General features: G+C 71.0%; 14 protein-coding genes. 6 read left to right on the top strand and 8 right to left on the bottom strand.

The window, feature by feature from the left end; all coding sequences use genetic code 11:
- Positions 1-102: 102 nt before the first annotated feature.
- Together ACFVQG_RS36845 and ACFVQG_RS36840 are read right to left on the bottom strand one after the other, a co-directional pair.
- Positions 103-924 carry a DUF3558 family protein gene (locus tag ACFVQG_RS36845; RefSeq protein WP_383392491.1) on the bottom strand — a complete coding sequence of 274 codons (822 nt, stop codon included), beginning with the start codon at positions 922-924 and terminating at the stop codon, positions 103-105.
- A 145-nt stretch (positions 925-1069) separates the two neighbouring features.
- The gene (locus ACFVQG_RS36840) at positions 1070-1918 is read right to left on the bottom strand and encodes a DUF3558 domain-containing protein (protein WP_383392488.1); all 849 of its coding nucleotides are present in this window, start codon (positions 1916-1918) and stop codon (positions 1070-1072) included.
- Positions 1919-2146: 228 nt separating this feature from the next.
- On the opposite strand from ACFVQG_RS36840, the gene ACFVQG_RS36835 reads away from it, so the two are divergent.
- On the top strand, positions 2147-3340 hold the full coding sequence (locus tag ACFVQG_RS36835) for an RtcB family protein (RefSeq protein ID WP_383392486.1): 1194 nt from the start codon (positions 2147-2149) through the stop codon (positions 3338-3340).
- A 153-nt stretch (positions 3341-3493) separates the two neighbouring features.
- Here the strand turns inward: ACFVQG_RS36835 and ACFVQG_RS36830 are convergent, their stop codons facing one another.
- Positions 3494-4273, bottom strand: coding sequence for an SDR family NAD(P)-dependent oxidoreductase (locus tag ACFVQG_RS36830; RefSeq protein ID WP_383392482.1), 780 nt, complete (start codon positions 4271-4273; stop codon positions 3494-3496).
- A 113-nt stretch (positions 4274-4386) separates the two neighbouring features.
- On the opposite strand from ACFVQG_RS36830, the gene ACFVQG_RS36825 reads away from it, so the two are divergent.
- Complete coding sequence (locus tag ACFVQG_RS36825) at positions 4387-4812, top strand: ester cyclase (RefSeq protein WP_383392480.1); 426 nt, start codon at positions 4387-4389, stop codon at positions 4810-4812.
- Positions 4813-4827: 15 nt separating this feature from the next.
- Here ACFVQG_RS36825 and ACFVQG_RS36820 read toward each other — a convergent pair whose 3' ends face one another.
- On the bottom strand, positions 4828-5163 hold the full coding sequence (locus ACFVQG_RS36820; RefSeq protein WP_383392477.1) for a YnfA family protein: 336 nt from the start codon (positions 5161-5163) through the stop codon (positions 4828-4830).
- Between the two features lie 152 nt (positions 5164-5315).
- Here ACFVQG_RS36820 and ACFVQG_RS36815 point away from each other — a divergent pair, with 152 nt between their 5' ends.
- The 4 genes from ACFVQG_RS36815 to ACFVQG_RS36800 all read left to right on the top strand — a co-directional run bounded on the left by ACFVQG_RS36815 (position 5316) and on the right by ACFVQG_RS36800 (position 9268).
- A complete protein-coding gene (locus ACFVQG_RS36815) occupies positions 5316-6431 on the top strand; it encodes an LLM class flavin-dependent oxidoreductase (protein WP_383392568.1) in 1116 nt (371 codons plus the stop codon).
- Entirely contained in the window at positions 6428-7054 is a 627-nt protein-coding gene (locus tag ACFVQG_RS36810) for a CE1759 family FMN reductase (protein WP_383392474.1), read from the top strand. Before ACFVQG_RS36815 ends, ACFVQG_RS36810 begins: the two co-directional genes overlap by 4 nt.
- A 73-nt stretch (positions 7055-7127) precedes the next feature.
- On the top strand, positions 7128-7859 hold the full coding sequence (locus ACFVQG_RS36805; RefSeq protein ID WP_383392471.1) for a response regulator transcription factor: 732 nt from the start codon (positions 7128-7130) through the stop codon (positions 7857-7859).
- Positions 7859-9268 (top strand): ATP-binding protein, encoded by a 1410-nt coding sequence (locus ACFVQG_RS36800; protein ID WP_383392469.1) that lies wholly within the window; start codon positions 7859-7861, stop codon positions 9266-9268. Before ACFVQG_RS36805 ends, ACFVQG_RS36800 begins: the two co-directional genes overlap by 1 nt.
- 22 nt (positions 9269-9290) lie before the next feature.
- Here the strand turns inward: ACFVQG_RS36800 and ACFVQG_RS36795 are convergent, their stop codons facing one another.
- The 4 genes from ACFVQG_RS36795 to ACFVQG_RS36780 all read right to left on the bottom strand — a co-directional run bounded on the left by ACFVQG_RS36795 (position 9291) and on the right by ACFVQG_RS36780 (position 13932).
- Positions 9291-10259 (bottom strand): hypothetical protein, encoded by a 969-nt coding sequence (locus tag ACFVQG_RS36795; RefSeq protein WP_383392468.1) that lies wholly within the window; start codon positions 10257-10259, stop codon positions 9291-9293.
- 27 nt (positions 10260-10286) lie between these two features.
- Positions 10287-10799: a hypothetical protein gene (locus tag ACFVQG_RS36790; protein ID WP_383392465.1), complete on the bottom strand. Its 513-nt coding sequence runs from the start codon at positions 10797-10799 to the stop codon at positions 10287-10289.
- 35 nt (positions 10800-10834) lie between these two features.
- Positions 10835-11596 (bottom strand): hypothetical protein, encoded by a 762-nt coding sequence (locus ACFVQG_RS36785; RefSeq protein ID WP_383392566.1) that lies wholly within the window; start codon positions 11594-11596, stop codon positions 10835-10837.
- Positions 11597-11685: 89 nt separating this feature from the next.
- Positions 11686-13932 carry a glycoside hydrolase domain-containing protein gene (locus ACFVQG_RS36780; protein WP_383392462.1) on the bottom strand — a complete coding sequence of 749 codons (2247 nt, stop codon included), beginning with the start codon at positions 13930-13932 and terminating at the stop codon, positions 11686-11688.
- Positions 13933-14749: the final 817 nt, after the last annotated feature.

The following is a 14749-nucleotide window of genomic DNA, read 5'->3' as shown; positions in this document are numbered from 1 at the left end:
CCCAACAGAGTGGCACATGTGTGCGGGGGACGGGTGGCCGGTATGGCTCTCAGCTCTACGACGGAGATCGCGACGGAGACCGCGGCGGGGACGCGGCGGGGATCACGCCGAGGATTTCGACGCCGACTTCGACGGTGAGGCCGACGCCGACGGGCTGTCCGAGCCCGAACCCGGCTTCGTCTCCGTCACCGCCGTCACCGCCTCCTTGGCCGCCTTCGTCGCCGCCTTCACCAGGTCGCCGGCGTCGGGGGTCTTCTCGCCCGCGAGGCCCGCGCCGTTGTAGTCGAGGGTGATGACGACGTTCTCGACCCGGGTGACGATCGTCTGCTGCTTGAAGGCGCCTTCCTTCTTCTTCAGGTCGTAGCGGATCAGGGTCGCCTCGTCGCCCGTGCCGCTGACCGGCTCCGCCTTGGTGTTCTTGGCGCCGGTGACCCCCTGGGCCTCCTGGACCTGCTTGGCGTAGTACTCCTTGGCGCGCTCGTCGCCCGCGCCGCGGGTGACGTCGGAGTCGAAGCGAAGCAGGGCGACGTTCAGCCAGCGGAACTGGGAGCCGTCGACGCCGTTGTTGTCGAGGCTGCTCCAGGAGCAGTTGGCGCGGGTGGCGGTGTCGTCCGAGTTGCCCTCCTTGCCGGAGGTGCCCTTGGGGACGAGGTCCTCGAGGGTCTTCTTCGCCAGCATCCTGCACGGCTGGGGCAGCGTGTCGTACACCGCCGCCTGTACCGTCGGCGACGGGCTCGCGGAGGTGCTCGCGGCGCTCTCGGAGGCCTTCTTGGCGTCGTCGCCGGAGCCGGAGTCCGAGGAGCAGCCCGCGGCGATCAGCATCACGGGCACGGTGGCCGCGCCGACGAGGGCACGGCTCAGGCGGGTCGTCCGCCCCGGGCGCTGGTCACGCTGATCATCGGCTCGCTGTACTCGTCGCTGCATGGTTCCTTCACTCATGACGCTTCGTGATTCCCTGCGGTCGGATCGGGTCCGAGGGGCCACGGTACGCGGTGAGGGAGGGGTACGCCCCGGCTTCGGCGCCTTTGTGGATGGGCGTGGGCGGCGGCCGGTGAGCGGTCAAATGCCGCTAACCGGACAGGGAGTCGGCGAGCTGGGCGGCCAGTTTCCGCGCCCTGTCCTGCATTTCCTCGCTGTCCGGTACGACTCCGACGGCCGCCGCCTGCTCCTCGTACTTGATCGTCACGATGACGTTCGACGTGCGGAACGCCACAGTCACCGTCCGCTGCTGGGCCGTCGAACCGGCGCTGTTCAGCTCGTCGTCCACGAAGGCCTCGTCGCCCAGGTCGTCCAGGACGCGGGGCTGGAGGTCGGGGGCGGTGGTGGAGGGGGTGGCGTCCGCAGGGGTGGAGGTGCCCGCGGAGGAGCCGGAGGTGGAGTCGGCCGAGGAGTCGGTGGAGGGGGAGGGGGGCCCCGTCTCCGTCGTCTCCCCGTCCTCGGACGTGCTGTCCTCGGACGTCGTGGTCGGGGCCGGGAGGTCGGCCGCCGTGCGCAGGGTCGCGAACAGCTGCTCGGCCTGGCTGTCGTCGCTGACGGTGTTGTCGTAGGAGACCACGCGCTCCAGGTCGACGTAGAGGTGGTTCGTGGCGGTGCTGGACTCCACCTTCCAGCGGCAGCCCACCTTGCGGTCGTTGTCGTAGGTGAGGATGGCCTCGCCCGCGTAGGCCTTCTCGCGCTGTTCCTCGTCGGTGAGCTGCTTGATGCCGGGGAGCAGGGAGTCGAGGGTGTTCTCGCCGACCGCGCCGCAGGCCTCGGGGAGGGTGCGGTAGCGGCCGGGCTGGGCGGTCGCCGTGCGGGCGCCCGGGCCCTCGGGGTTGGAGCCGTCGGTGGGTCCGCCGTCGTCGGAGCCGCCGGTGCACCCGGCAAGGAGTGCCGCGAGCAGTGCGGCGACGCCGGATACATACGCCTTCCGCTGCACGGTCGGGCTCCTCTCGACGGTGTTCCCGGCCGGGGTCGTTCCGGGCCGGTGGGTCCAGTGTCCCCGCTGGTTATTCGCTTGCCGGGCGGGGGTGTGTCCAGAAGACAATGTGTATCGCACGCGCTGCCGTGGACGCCGGTCCGTTGTCCGTTTTCATTGACCTTGGCGCCGGTTTTGCGTTTCAGGCTTCTTGTTTTGCTTTCGTGGTTTTCAGGGGGATGAGGGTTTATGTCGTACGTGGAGATGCCGGGCGCCAAGGTACCGATCCGGATGTGGACCGACCCGGCGTCGGTCGAGGACGTCGCGCTCCAGCAGTTGCGGAACGTGGCGACGCTGCCCTGGATCAAGGGCCTGGCCGTGATGCCGGACGTGCACTACGGCAAGGGCGCGACGGTCGGGTCCGTCATCGCCATGCGGGGGGCCGTGTGTCCCGCGGCGGTGGGGGTGGACATCGGGTGCGGGATGTCGGCGGTGCGGACGTCGCTGACGGCCAATGACCTGCCCGGTGACCTGTCGCGGCTGCGGTCGCAGATCGAGCAGGCGATCCCGGTGGGCCGGGGGATGCATGCCAGCCCCGTCGACCCGGGGCGGCTGCACGGGCTGGCGACCAGTGGGTGGGACGACTTCTGGGGACGGTTCGGGGGCGTGGCGGACGCGGTCAGGTTCCGTCAGGAACGGGCGACTCAGCAGATGGGGACGCTCGGTGGCGGTAACCACTTCGTCGAGGTCTGCACGGACACGACCGGCGCGGTGTGGCTGATGCTGCACTCCGGGTCCCGGAACATCGGCAAGGAACTCGCCGAGCACCACATCGGCGTCGCGCAGAAGCTCCCGCACAACCAGGGCCTCGTCGACCGCGACCTCGCCGTCTTCGTCGCGGACACACCGCAGATGGCGGCGTACCGCAACGACCTGTTCTGGGCGCAGGAGTACGCCAAGCACAACCGCACGATCATGATGGCGCTGCTGAAGGACGTCGTCCGCAAGGAGTTCAAGAAGGCCAGGCCGACCTTCGAGCGGGAGATCTCCTGCCACCACAACTACGTGGCGGAGGAGCGGTACGAGGGCATGGACCTGCTCGTGACCCGCAAGGGCGCGATCCGGGCGGGGTCCGGGGAGTACGGGATCATCCCCGGCTCCATGGGCACCGGTTCGTACATCGTGAAGGGCCTCGGCAACGAGAAGTCCTTCAACTCCGCCTCCCACGGCGCGGGTCGGCGGATGAGCCGTAACGCGGCGAAGCGGCGCTTCTCCACCAAGGACCTGGAGGAGCAGACGCGGGGTGTGGAGTGCCGCAAGGACTCCGGCGTCGTGGACGAGATCCCCGGCGCCTACAAGCCGATCGAGCAGGTCATCGACCAGCAGCGGGACCTCGTCGCGGTGGTGGCGAAGCTGAAGCAGGTCGTCTGCGTGAAGGGGTGAGCCGGGGCGGTCGTCTCAGGCGCCAGCGGTCGCTTCCGGCTCCGTGGACGGGCCGAGATCAGTGGCCATTCGCCGAAGGCGGGGCGGGTCAGCCAGCGCTGGTCCTCGCTGGCCTCGATCACCATGGCCGCTCCCCCCGCTCCTGCTCGCCGGTTACCGCGCTTCCCGGTGCACCTTCGTGTTCGACGCCTGGGCGCGGGGGCGGACGACCAGGAGGTCCACGTTGACGTGGGAGGGGCGGGTGACCGCCCAGGTGATGGTGTCGGCGACGTCGTCGGCGGTCAGGGGCTGGGCGACGCCCTCGTAGACCTTGGCGGCCTTGGCCGTGTCGCCGCCGAAGCGGGTCAGGGCGAACTCCTCGGTCCTGACCATGCCGGGCGCGATCTCGATGACGCGCACCGGGCGGCCGACGATCTCCAGGCGGAGCGTCTCGGCGAGGACGTGCTCGCCGTGCTTGGCGGCGACGTAGCCCGCGCCGCCCTCGTAGGTGCCGTGGCCCGCGGTGGAGGTGAGGACGACGACCGTGCCGTCACCGCTGGCGTCCAGCTTGGGGAGCAGGGCCTGGGTGACGTTCAGGGTGCCGATGACGTTCGTCTCGAACATCGTCCGCCAGTCGGCCGGGTCGCCGGTGGCCACCGGGTCGGCGCCGAGCGCGCCGCCCGCGTTGTTGACCAGCACGCCGACCGTCTGGAAGGCGGTCGCGAACTCGTCGACCGCCGCGCGGTCGGTGACGTCCAGCTGGTAGGCCGCCGCCGAGTGGCCCGCCGCGTTGATCTCCTCCGCGAGGGCCTCGATACGGTCCTTGCGGCGGGCCGTCAGGACGACCCGGTAGCCCGCCGCCGCGAGCTGCCGTGCCGTGGCGGCGCCGATTCCGCTGCTCGCACCGGTGATGACGGCGATGCGGGAGGCGGCGGAGGGTGCGGCGGGGGTCATGGCGTGCTCCTCGGACGGGTCGAAAGCGACCCCGTCAGGATAGGCGGGCCGATCACGGCGGTGGGAAGATTGATCTGGTGATCCCTGCACCGTCGAGAGAGCGGAGGTGCGTCATGGGAGAGGCACGCGAGGTCATGGACCGGCTCACGCGGGCCGTCACCACCAGGGCCGATCTGAACACGGTCGCCGAGCTGTTCGCGGAGGACGCGGTCGCCGTCACCCCCGACGGGGAGTTCCACGGGCGGGACGACATCGTCGGCTGGTGGCGCCAGATGACGGAGGCGATGCCGGACGCCGCGTACGAGCCGGAGCACGGGTACGAGGCCGGTGACACCGCCATCGACGAGGGCTTCTACCGCGGGCGCAACACCGGGCCCCTCCAGTTGCCCACGGGCCAGACGCTGCCCGCGACCGACAAGGAGGTCAGGATCCACGGCGTGGACATGGCCACTGTCGAGGACGGCAGGATCGTCAGCTACCGGGTCTACTACGACCAGATGGAGTTCCTGGGGCAGCTGGGGCTGCTGCCGCCCGCCTGACCCCTCCGTACGCCGTCACCTGCCGCGCGGCGCCCACATGATCACCGCCATGCCCGCGAGGCAGATCAGCGCGCCCGCGATGTCCCAGCGGTCCGGGCGGTAGCCGTCCGCCACCACGCCCCACAGGATCGAACCGGCGACGAAGATCCCGCCGTACGCCGCCAGGACGCGGCCGAAGTGGGCGTCCGGCTGGAAGGTGGCGACGAAGCCGTACGCGCCCAGGGCCAGCACGCCGCCGGTGATCCACACCCAGCCGCGCTGCTCGCGCCAGCCCTGCCAGACCAGCCAGGCGCCGCCGATCTCGAAGAGGGCGGCGAGGACGAAGAGGGCGGCGGAGCGGAGCACGAGCATGCGGGCAGCCTCGCATGCCGGGCTCGGGGAAAGGGACCTGGAATGGCACCGCCGCCGGAACGACACCCGCCCCGGAATAACATCACCCCCCTCCCCGTTCAGTCGTATAGTTGAACGATCAACCACTTGGAGGGTGAACGGCCATGCAGTCCATGCAGTTCGGGATCTTCAGCGTCGGAGACGTCACGCCGGACCCGACGACGGGCCGTACGCCCACCGAGCGGGAGCGCATCAAGGCGATGGTCGCCATCGCGCTGAAGGCGGAAGAGGTCGGTCTGGACGTCTTCGCGACCGGCGAGCACCACAACCCGCCGTTCGTGCCGTCGTCGCCGACGACCATGCTCGGGTACATCGCGGCGCGGACCGAGAGGCTGGTGCTGTCCACCTCCACCACCCTGATCACCACCAACGACCCGGTGAAGATCGCCGAGGACTTCGCGATGCTCCAGCAGCTCGCCGACGGGCGGGTGGACGTCATGATGGGCCGCGGCAACACCGGGCCGGTCTACCCCTGGTTCGGGCAGGACATCCGGCAGGGCATCAACCTCGCCATCGAGAACTACGCCCTGCTGCACCGCCTGTGGCGCGAGGACGTCGTGAACTGGGAGGGCAAGTTCCGCACCCCCTTGCAGGGGTTCACCTCCACGCCCCGGCCCCTGGACGGCGTACCGCCCTTCGTGTGGCACGGGTCGATCCGGTCGCCGGAGATCGCCGAGCAGGCGGCGTACTACGGCGACGGGTTCTTCCACAACAACATCTTCTGGCCCGCCGACCACACCAAGCGCATGATCGACCTGTACCGCTCCCGGTACGCCCACTACGGGCACGGCACCGCCGAGCAGGCCATCGTCGGCCTGGGCGGGCAGGTGTTCATGCGGAGGAACTCGCAGGACGCGGTGCGCGAGTTCCGGCCCTACTTCGACAACGCGCCGGTGTACGGGCACGGGCCTTCGCTGGAGGACTTCACCGACCAGACCCCCCTGACCGTGGGCTCGCCGCAGCAGGTGATCGAGAAGACCCTGGGCTTCCGCGAGTACGCCGGTGACTACCAGCGCCAGCTGTTCCTGATGGACCACGCCGGGCTGCCGCTGAAGACCGTCCTGGAGCAGCTCGACCTGCTCGGTGAGGAGGTCGTGCCGGTGCTGCGCAAGGAGTTCGCCGCCGGTCGGCCCAGCACGGTGCCCAACGCGCCCACGCACGCGTCCCTGCTCGCGGCGAAGGCCATCCAGGACGTAGCGGACGTACGGAAGGAAGGGGCCGACGCATGAAGCTCGTCGTCGTTTCCGCGGGGCTGAGCGTGCCCTCGTCCACCCGGCTGCTCGGCGACCGCCTGGCCGCGGTCGCCGCCCCGGCCGCGACCGCGCCGGAACCCGCGCCGGCCGACGTGCAGGTGATCGAGCTGCGCGACCTCGCCGTGGAGATCGCGCACACCTTCACCAGCGGCTTCCCGGACCCGGCGCTCGCCGACGCGTTCGCCGCGGTGGCCGCCGCGGACGGGCTGGTCGTGGTCACGCCGGTGTTCTCCGCCTCGTACAGCGGACTGTTCAAGTCGTTCTTCGACGCGCTCAGCGTCACCGACGAGAACGCCCTCGCGGGCAAGCCGGTCCTGATCGCCGCGACCGGCGGCACCGCCCGGCACTCCCTGGTCCTGGACCACGCCCTGCGCCCGCTGTTCTCCTACCTCAAGGCCGTCGTCGTCCCGACCGGCGTCTACGCCGCCTCCGAGGACTGGGGCGCCGAGGGACTGGACGCGCGTATCGAAGGGGCGGCCGGGGAACTGGCGGCGCTGATGGCGGGGCTGTCCACCTCCCGCCCGCTGCCCCGGCGGGACTCCTTCGACCAGGTCATCCCGTTCGAGCAACGGCTCGCCGCCCTCCGCCCCAGCGGGTGAGACCCGGGTAAGAAGCCCGGCCGTACGACCAACCCCGGGTCGTACGGCCGGACCGCTACGCCACACTGGACCCGTGGCCCCCACCGTTCTGCTCGCCGAAGACGACCGCGCGATCCGGCACGCCCTGGAGCGGGCGCTGACGCTGGAGGGGTACGACGTCACGGCGGTCGCCGACGGGGTGGAGGCGCTGGCCAGCGCCCACCGGACCCCGCCCGACGTGCTCGTCCTCGATGTGATGATGCCGGGCATCGACGGGCTCCAGGTGTGCCGGGTGCTGCGCGCCGAGGGGGACCGCACCCCGATCCTGATGCTGACCGCGCTGGTGGAGACCCAGGACCGGATCGCCGGTCTGGACGCGGGCGCGGACGACTACGTGGTCAAGCCGTTCGACGTCGAGGAGGTCTTCGCCCGGCTGCGGGCGCTGCTGCGCCGGACGAGTCCGGACGGCGGCCCCTTGACGCACGAGGCCCCGGAGACCACCGCTCCCCGGCCGCTGCCCGACCCCCGCTTCATCCGGGCCGCCGGGATCCGCATGGACCCGCGGGCGCGGCGCGCCTGGCGCGGGGAGCGGGAACTGGAGCTGACCCGCACCGAGTTCGAGCTGCTGGAGCTGCTGGTCCGCAACGCGGGCATCGTCCTCGACCACGCCACCATCTACGACCGCATCTGGGGCTACGACTTCGGCCCCGGCTCCAAGAACCTCGCCGTGTACGTCGGCTATCTGCGCCGCAAGCTCGACGAGCCGGGCGCGCCGCAGCTGATCCGGACCGTGCGGGGCGTCGGCTACGTGCTGCGGGAACGCTGATGGGCCGCGGACGTCGGCTGCGGCTGCTGTCGCTGCGGACCACGTTCGCGGTGTCCTTCGCGGCGGTGACGGCCGCGGTGACCGTGCTGGTCGGCATCCTGTCGTACAGCGCGGCGGCCCGGCTGGTGCGGGTGGACCAGCAGTCGGTGTTCGCGGAGGTCGTGCAGGATCTGCGGGCCGAGATGCGGGCCAACCGGATGGAGCCGGAGGACTTCTCCTCCGGGCCCGGGCATGACTTCGTGCGCCCGGCACGGACGGACGTCCAGGTGCTCGGACCGGACGGTGACGTCGTCGACCGGGGCAGCCCCGGGCTCCCGGTCACCGGCGCCGACCGGCTGGTGGCGGGTGCGGCGAGCGCCGGGAGGGTGGTCCAGCACGAGGACGTCGACGTCGGTGACGACGTGTACCGGGTGGCGACCGTGGCGCTCGGCAGCGGGCGGGGCGCGGTGCAGGTGGCGCAGGAGTTCAGCGACACCGAGGACCTCTTGCGCGCCCTCCAGCGGCGCACCCTGCTGCTGATGGCGGCGGTGGTGGTCGCCGCGGGGCTGTTCGGCTGGTGGCTGGCCCGGCGCATCACCCGCCGTCTGGTCGTCCTCACCGACGCCGCCGAGGCCGTCGCCCGCACCCGGCGGCTCGGCATCCAGGTGCCGGTCACCGGCTACGACGAGGTCGGCCGCCTCGGCCGCGCCTTCGACCGCATGCTGGGCCGCCTCGCCCAGTCGGAGGAGGACCAGCGCCGACTGGTCCAGGACGCGGGGCACGAGCTGCGCACGCCGCTGACCTCGCTGCGTACGAACATCTCCCTGCTGCGCCGGATCGACGAACTCCCCCCGCAGGCCCGTGAGGAACTCGTCGCCGACCTCGGCCAGGAGGCCCGGGAGCTGACCGACCTGGTCAACGAGCTGGTCGACCTGGCGGCCGGGCAGTCCGACGCCGAGCCGCCGCAGCGGGTGGACCTCGCCGACCTCGCCGAGGACGTCGCCGCGCTGGCCCGCCGCCGTACCGGGCGCCGGATCGCCGTACGGGCGGGCGGCGCCACCGTGACCGAGGGGCGGCCGGTGATGCTGACCCGGGCGCTGACCAACCTCGTGGAGAACGCGGCCAAGTTCGACGCCGACGGCACCGGGCCGATCGAGATCGCCGTGTCCGGTCCGGCAGGCGGTACGGCGGCCGTGGGGCCCGTGCGCGTGGAGGTGCTCGACCGTGGGCCCGGGATCGCCGCCGACGATCTGACCCGGGTCTTCGACCGCTTCTACCGCGCCGCCGACGCCCGCTCGCTGCCCGGCTCCGGGCTCGGTCTGTCCATCGTGCGCGAGGTGGCGCTCGCGCACGGCGGCGGGCCCTTCGCCTACCAGCGCGAGGGCGGCGGGTCGGTGCTCGGGTTCACGGTGGGGCGCCGGTCCGGCTGACCGGACCGGCGCCCCGGCGTCCTCAGCCGCCGAGGGCCGACTTCGCGGCCGACAGGGCGTTGGTGTGCTCCTTGCGCACCACGTTCAGCTGGTCGCGGTGCTCGGCGATCTGCTCGCGCTGGATCTTGGCGTCGGCCGTGAACCAGATCTTGACCAGGCCGGTCGACTCCTTGCAGTCGATGTCGGCGACGGCGACCGCGATCTCCTCCTTGGAGGGCGTGTCCCCGGCGCGCGGGGCGAGGTCGATGGCGTTGTAGGGCACGTCGACGGTGTAGCCCTTGTCCTTCATGCACGCCGACCAGTCGGCGAGCGCGGCCCGCACCTTCGGTGTGGCCTGCGACCGCACCAGGCTCTGCCCGTCCAGTTCGGAGACGAGCGTGAGGTCCAGGCTCCGGGTGCCGAGGGTGTCGTCGGCGCGGCCCGCGCAGCCGTCCTCGGGGATCTCCTTGCCGTTGTAGCTGTCGCGCGCCGGGGCCGCCCTGGTGTCCGCCGGGTTCAGGCTGGTGCGGCCGGAGAGCACCTCGACCTGCGGCTGGGTGAGGGCGGGCAGTTCCGTGCGCTGCTGGCGCTGGAGGGCCTCGGGCAGGCCGTAGCCGTACTTCTCGGCCGCCGCGCGGTCGGTGATGCCGTAACGGCGTTCCATGTTGGCGTCGTTGTCGTTCGGCGGCGGGTTCATCCCGGCGGGCGGGAAGGTGACCTTCAGGCCGTACTCGGCCATGCACTCGCTCTCCAGGCGGCGCTGGGCGTTGTCGAGGGTGACCGACTCCTCGTACGACTGCATGTACGCCTCGAGGGGGAGTTCCAGGCCCTTGGCGAGTCCGTCGCTGTCGGCCTTCGGCCAGTTGCCGCGGTCGACCGCCGAAGCCGCGTCGGCGACCGGGTCGGGTCTGGCGCTCTCGGCGCGGTCGCCGCCGGGTGCGGCGCAACTGGTGATCAGCCCGGCGCAGACGGCGAGGAGGGCGATGGCTGGTGCCTTGGTGCGGTGGGTCATCGACTTCTCTCCTGGATCCTGGGCCGGTTACGCGAAGTGCTGGGACGCGTTCTCGTTCTTCAGCGTCGAGTCGAGGTTCACGAAGGGGCAGTTGTAGGCCGAGGCGTGCCCGAAGTACTGGGAGTGGCCCTGGTAGCCGGAGTTGTAGTAGACGCGGTAGTTGTCCGCGGGGGCGCAGTTGCGGACGGAGGCGGCGTTGTTCTTCACGCGCTGGCCACTGCCGTTGCCGTTGCCGTTGAAGACGTAGACGTACGTCGAGAGGGTGGAGCCCTGGTACTGGCTGGTCCCCTCGTAGTCGTGGACGTTGCCGTAGAAGCTGGCCCAGCTGGACAGGATGGTGTTGCCGCTCAGGGCGTACTCCTTGGAGTTGTAGACCATCCACAGGTCGCCGTAGGAGCAGTTGATCCACGGGACGTCGCAGTTGTCGGTGACGTAGAAGGTGGCCGCCTGGGCGGGGGAGGCGGTCGCCATCAGCCCGGCGGTGGCGGCGACGGCGGTGACGGCGGCGGACAGCGCGGCTCTCAGCTTGGTGGTCTTCATGGGGTCCCTTCCGGTGTGACCTGGGGTGGTGTCCGTCACTGGTAGCGGGCGGCGCGGCGGCGACGGGACGGGCGGGTGGCGTCGACGAGGACCCCGGCTCCGGCGCCCGGCCGCTCGCCCGCGGCGCGCAGCTTCTCCGCGACGCGGGCCAGCCTCGGGTCGTCGGGGTCCACGGCGACGTAGAACAGGCCCTCGTACGGGCGGCGGTCGTCGCCGCCCCAGCGGACGACGCCCTCGGTGTCGGCGACGATGTCGCGGATCACCAGTTCCTGGCCCTTGGTGAACGCGCCGCGGGCGCCCGGCGGGTAGGAGCCGGGGCGGATGACGACGGCGGTGCCGGAGGCCTGGTTGGACTGCGGCAGGTCGCTGTCGCGGACCTTCGACGGCGCCGTCCAGCCCACCAGCGGGCGGGGTTCGCCGGGCAGGCCGAGGGTGTCGACCTCGTAGTGGAAGCGGCGGACGACGTGCACGAGCACGGTCTCCACGGCGCCGGTGCGCACCGCGACGCTCAGTCCGGTGCCGGGCACCGGGCGGGTGGCCAGGGCGCTGTCGGCGTCGACGGCCTTGTGCATCTCCCAGCCGTTGGCGGAGGGACGGCCGGTGAGGGTGCGGCGGCGCCGGGCCTCGAGTCGGCTCAGGGCCTCCTTGAGGTCGTCGTCGCGCAGCGGCTTGGGGGCGGCGGTCGCGGGGGCGGCGGCGGCCGGTGCGGCGGGCAGGCCCACGGTGGCCAGGCCCGCGGCGGCGGTGACGCCCGCGGCGGTGGTGAGGGCTCGTCTGCGGCTCAGATCGATGTTGATCAACTGGTCGGCCTTCCTTGGGGTCGGCCCGCCGTCGGCTGTGCGCTGCCGGGGCGGGCGGGGATCGCCGGGGCTGGCTCGGGCCTGGTTCAGGCCTCGCGGACGACGCGGTTGTACTTCTCGAAGATCGCGTACAGCGGCATCCGCAGGGTCGCGTCGCTGAACGCCGGTTCCGCCGGGCCCTGGTAGCGGCGCAGGACCTCGTAGATCTCGGTGTCGTCGTAGTCGAGCGCGGGGCGGCGGATCGGGGTCTCCTCCGCGTCGCCGGGCTTGCCGTCGGCGCCCCAGATGTGGACCAGGCCGACGGTGCGGGCGCTGAAGGAGTTGTCCGTGAGCAGCCGTATCCACATCCTGTAGCGGTCGGCGTCCGGGTCGGGGCGTACGTCGTAGGGGTCGAGGATCTCGCCGTCGACGAGACCGGCGTTGATGCAGTGGTTCCAGGCGAGGATGCCGACGCGGCCCTGGATCTGGCCGATGCCGGTGCTGGAGTCCTGGGCGCGTTCGACGTACGGGAAGTGCTGGGCCCAGTCGGGGAGGACGCCGGTGTAGTAGAGGCCCACGCCGCCGTCGATGTTGGCGTCCTCGTTGCCGTAGTGGCAGAACTCCCAGAAGGCCGTGGTCTGGATGAGCGCCTTGCGCATCCGGTACCGACGGGCCGTCGCCGTGATGACGTCGTCCTCGTCCATGATCGCGTTGAGGCACTCCAGCCGGGTGTAGATGCTGGTCGCCGTCTCACCGCGCCCGATGGACTTCATGTACTCGGTCGCTTCCGCCGCCAGGGCGGGCAGGTAGTCGCGGTTGAAGTAGATGTCCTGCTTCAGGGCCGGGGCCGCGGCGAAGTCGCCCTGCCCGGTGTCGCGGCCGGAGGCGATGTTGTTGTCGATCTCGATGGCCCCGGTCCCCGAGCCGACCGTCTTGGTGGCGATCTGGTCGAACGCCCAGTTCTCCGGCAGCGTGTAGCCGAGGTTCCCGGAGAACCCGGAGGACATGTCGGACACGAAGCTGGCGTCGGCGTACCCGGCGGCGGAGACCCGCGAACAGACGTTGCGGGGCCCGTAGATGCCGATCCGGTAGCCGCTGCCGGTCCGGTCCATCTGCTGCTTGATGCTCTGGAAGTACGGCAGGATGTGCGAGGTCACCTCGTCGTCGACGGCGTCGTAGTCGACCGCGAAGTAGATCCGCGTACCGGACCTGAAGCCGTGCTCCTCCGCCTTGTACGTGGCGTTGGCGCAGTCCAGGACCCCCTGGCCGGGGCTGTAGTAGTCCACCGACCGGGCCCAGGTCTGGTAGATCGGGAAGCAGCGCAGCCCGTACTGCTTGATCGTCGCCAGCTCGCCCGGCTGGATCTCCTTCTCGGGCAGTGACGTGGTCGACGGGTTGTAGAGGTAGCGGCCGATGTACTTGTACCCCGCGTCCTTCAGCGCCTGCGCCCGCGCCGGGGTGATCTTGGTGACGCCGTCGCACGCCTCACCGGCGCGGGTCTGGTCGCCGTAGGAGACCAGCAGGGACGCCCAGGTCTGGAAGTCGCCGAGGCCGGTGACGGGGAGCTTGGCGAAGGACTGGAAGGTGCGGACCCCGTCCAGGACGGCGGAGGTGAAGTTCCCGAACGGCACGCTGCGCTTGTTGAGGATCATGGCCGCGGTGAACAGCAGCGACCAGGTGCCGGTGGTGCCGACGCCCACGGTGTGGTTGCGCAGGCCGGACTGGGTGCCGGGGCCGAAGACGCCGTTGGCGACGCCGTCCGCCATGCCCAGTTCGTACTGGATGGCCAGCAGCAGCGACTTGGCGACGTCACGGGAGTGGTGGCCGTCGCAGGGGATGATGTAGAAGTCGGCGCGGTTGACGTACCGGCCGTTCAGCCACTGCTGGATCTCGCGGATCGTGTCGGACCCGTTGAGGACGGTGACGTACGCGTCCATGTTCAACAGGCCCTTGAACACCTTGGGTTCCAGGCTGCTGCCCGGATAGGCGCCGCTGACGCCCATGTTGGCCTTCAGGGACGCCACGGCCGCGGCGACGCGGTCGGTGTAGACGCCCTCGATGCCGTCGCCGTCGTAGCCCTTGCAGTAGAGCGCGGACTGGATGATCCGGCAGAAGTCGCCGGAGGGCACGGTGGAGGCGTTGAGGCTCGGGTACTTCGACTTCAGCGTGGACAGGGTGGTCGGGCCGAAGCTGTTCGACAGCGCGCTGATGCCGAGTTCCCACTGGAGGGCACGGGTCAGGGCGTACATGGTGTTCCAGCCCGTGCGCCCGTCCTCGGTGACGGTCATGCCGATCCTGCTGCCGTAGACCTGGTTCACGAATCGCTGGGCTCTGAGCACCATCTCGTCGGCCATCAAGGCCCTCCTTCGTGTGCTGGGGCATGGGTGTGCGATCGAGCAGGGGAGGGGTGAGGCCAGGGAGGGGGAGGCGAAGGGTCTCGGCCTGGGTGCCCCCCGCGCCTCGCGGCCTTCAAGAACGTAAGCGCTTGGATCACCGCGAAGGAAGGGAATTTCCGCCGGTCAATTCGCAGGTGAGCGGCGGTGGTTACGGAGGGCTCAGGGGCTCATCCGGATTAATGGGCTATGCATGGATGCAGGCGACATCAGTACTTCTCGGCGTCTCCGGCGGGGCGACCGGTCTTCCCCGGCCACTCGCTCAAGTGCTCGATTTGAGGTCTATGCCAATAGGGGGCTGGTGGGTGTGACGGGCGGGGGCGGCGTTTTTCGGCCAACAGGTTTACGGCCGTGGGGAGGTGATTGTGGAGGCGGGGTGTAGCCGTGAGTGATCAGCGGTGAAGATGTGATCTGCGTCACGCACTGTCACCGGGCCGCGTCGGCCGGATGGCCCATGCGGGGTCGTGCGGGCGCCGGGGCCGGGCGAGTGTGGCGGGGAGTACGAGGGACACCGAGGGAGCCGCAAGATGGACCGCAACATCGCAGCCGAGCCCGCTGGGTCCGCCGAGCCCGCTGAGCCCGCTGAGCCCGCTGGGTCCGCTGGGCCCGCTGGGTCCGCTGGGTCCGCTGGGTCCGCTGGGTCCGCTGAGTCCGCCGAGCCCGCAGGGTCCGCTGAGTCCGCCGAGCCCGCTGGGTCCGCTGGGCCCGCTGGGTCCGCCGAGTCCGCCAAGCCCGCCGAGCCCGCCGTCACGGCGGCCAACCGGGCCGTGCGGCACCG

The organism is Streptomyces sp. NPDC057877 (genome assembly GCF_042796855.1).
Taxonomy (GTDB): domain Bacteria; phylum Actinomycetota; class Actinomycetes; order Streptomycetales; family Streptomycetaceae; genus Streptomyces.
The sequence above is the reverse complement of the archived record's forward strand: the minus strand, read 5'-3'. Positions and strand labels throughout refer to the sequence as shown.

Excerpts from the sequence above, each read along its gene's own strand:
- ACFVQG_RS36845 (WP_383392491.1), bottom strand. The coding sequence starts at position 924 with ATGCAGCGACGAGTACAGCGAGCCGATGATCAGCGTGACCAGCGCCCG.
- ACFVQG_RS36835 (WP_383392486.1), top strand. The coding sequence starts at position 2,147 with ATGTCGTACGTGGAGATGCCGGGCGCCAAGGTACCGATCCGGATGTGG.
- ACFVQG_RS36830 (WP_383392482.1), bottom strand. The coding sequence starts at position 4,273 with ATGACCCCCGCCGCACCCTCCGCCGCCTCCCGCATCGCCGTCATCACC.
- ACFVQG_RS36825 (WP_383392480.1), top strand. The coding sequence starts at position 4,387 with ATGGGAGAGGCACGCGAGGTCATGGACCGGCTCACGCGGGCCGTCACC.
- ACFVQG_RS36820 (WP_383392477.1), bottom strand. The coding sequence starts at position 5,163 with ATGCTCGTGCTCCGCTCCGCCGCCCTCTTCGTCCTCGCCGCCCTCTTC.
- ACFVQG_RS36815 (WP_383392568.1), top strand. The coding sequence starts at position 5,316 with ATGCAGTTCGGGATCTTCAGCGTCGGAGACGTCACGCCGGACCCGACG.
- ACFVQG_RS36810 (WP_383392474.1), top strand. The coding sequence starts at position 6,428 with ATGAAGCTCGTCGTCGTTTCCGCGGGGCTGAGCGTGCCCTCGTCCACC.
- ACFVQG_RS36800 (WP_383392469.1), top strand. The coding sequence starts at position 7,859 with ATGGGCCGCGGACGTCGGCTGCGGCTGCTGTCGCTGCGGACCACGTTC.
- ACFVQG_RS36795 (WP_383392468.1), bottom strand. The coding sequence starts at position 10,259 with ATGACCCACCGCACCAAGGCACCAGCCATCGCCCTCCTCGCCGTCTGC.
- ACFVQG_RS36790 (WP_383392465.1), bottom strand. The coding sequence starts at position 10,799 with ATGAAGACCACCAAGCTGAGAGCCGCGCTGTCCGCCGCCGTCACCGCC.
- ACFVQG_RS36780 (WP_383392462.1), bottom strand. The coding sequence starts at position 13,932 with ATGGCCGACGAGATGGTGCTCAGAGCCCAGCGATTCGTGAACCAGGTC.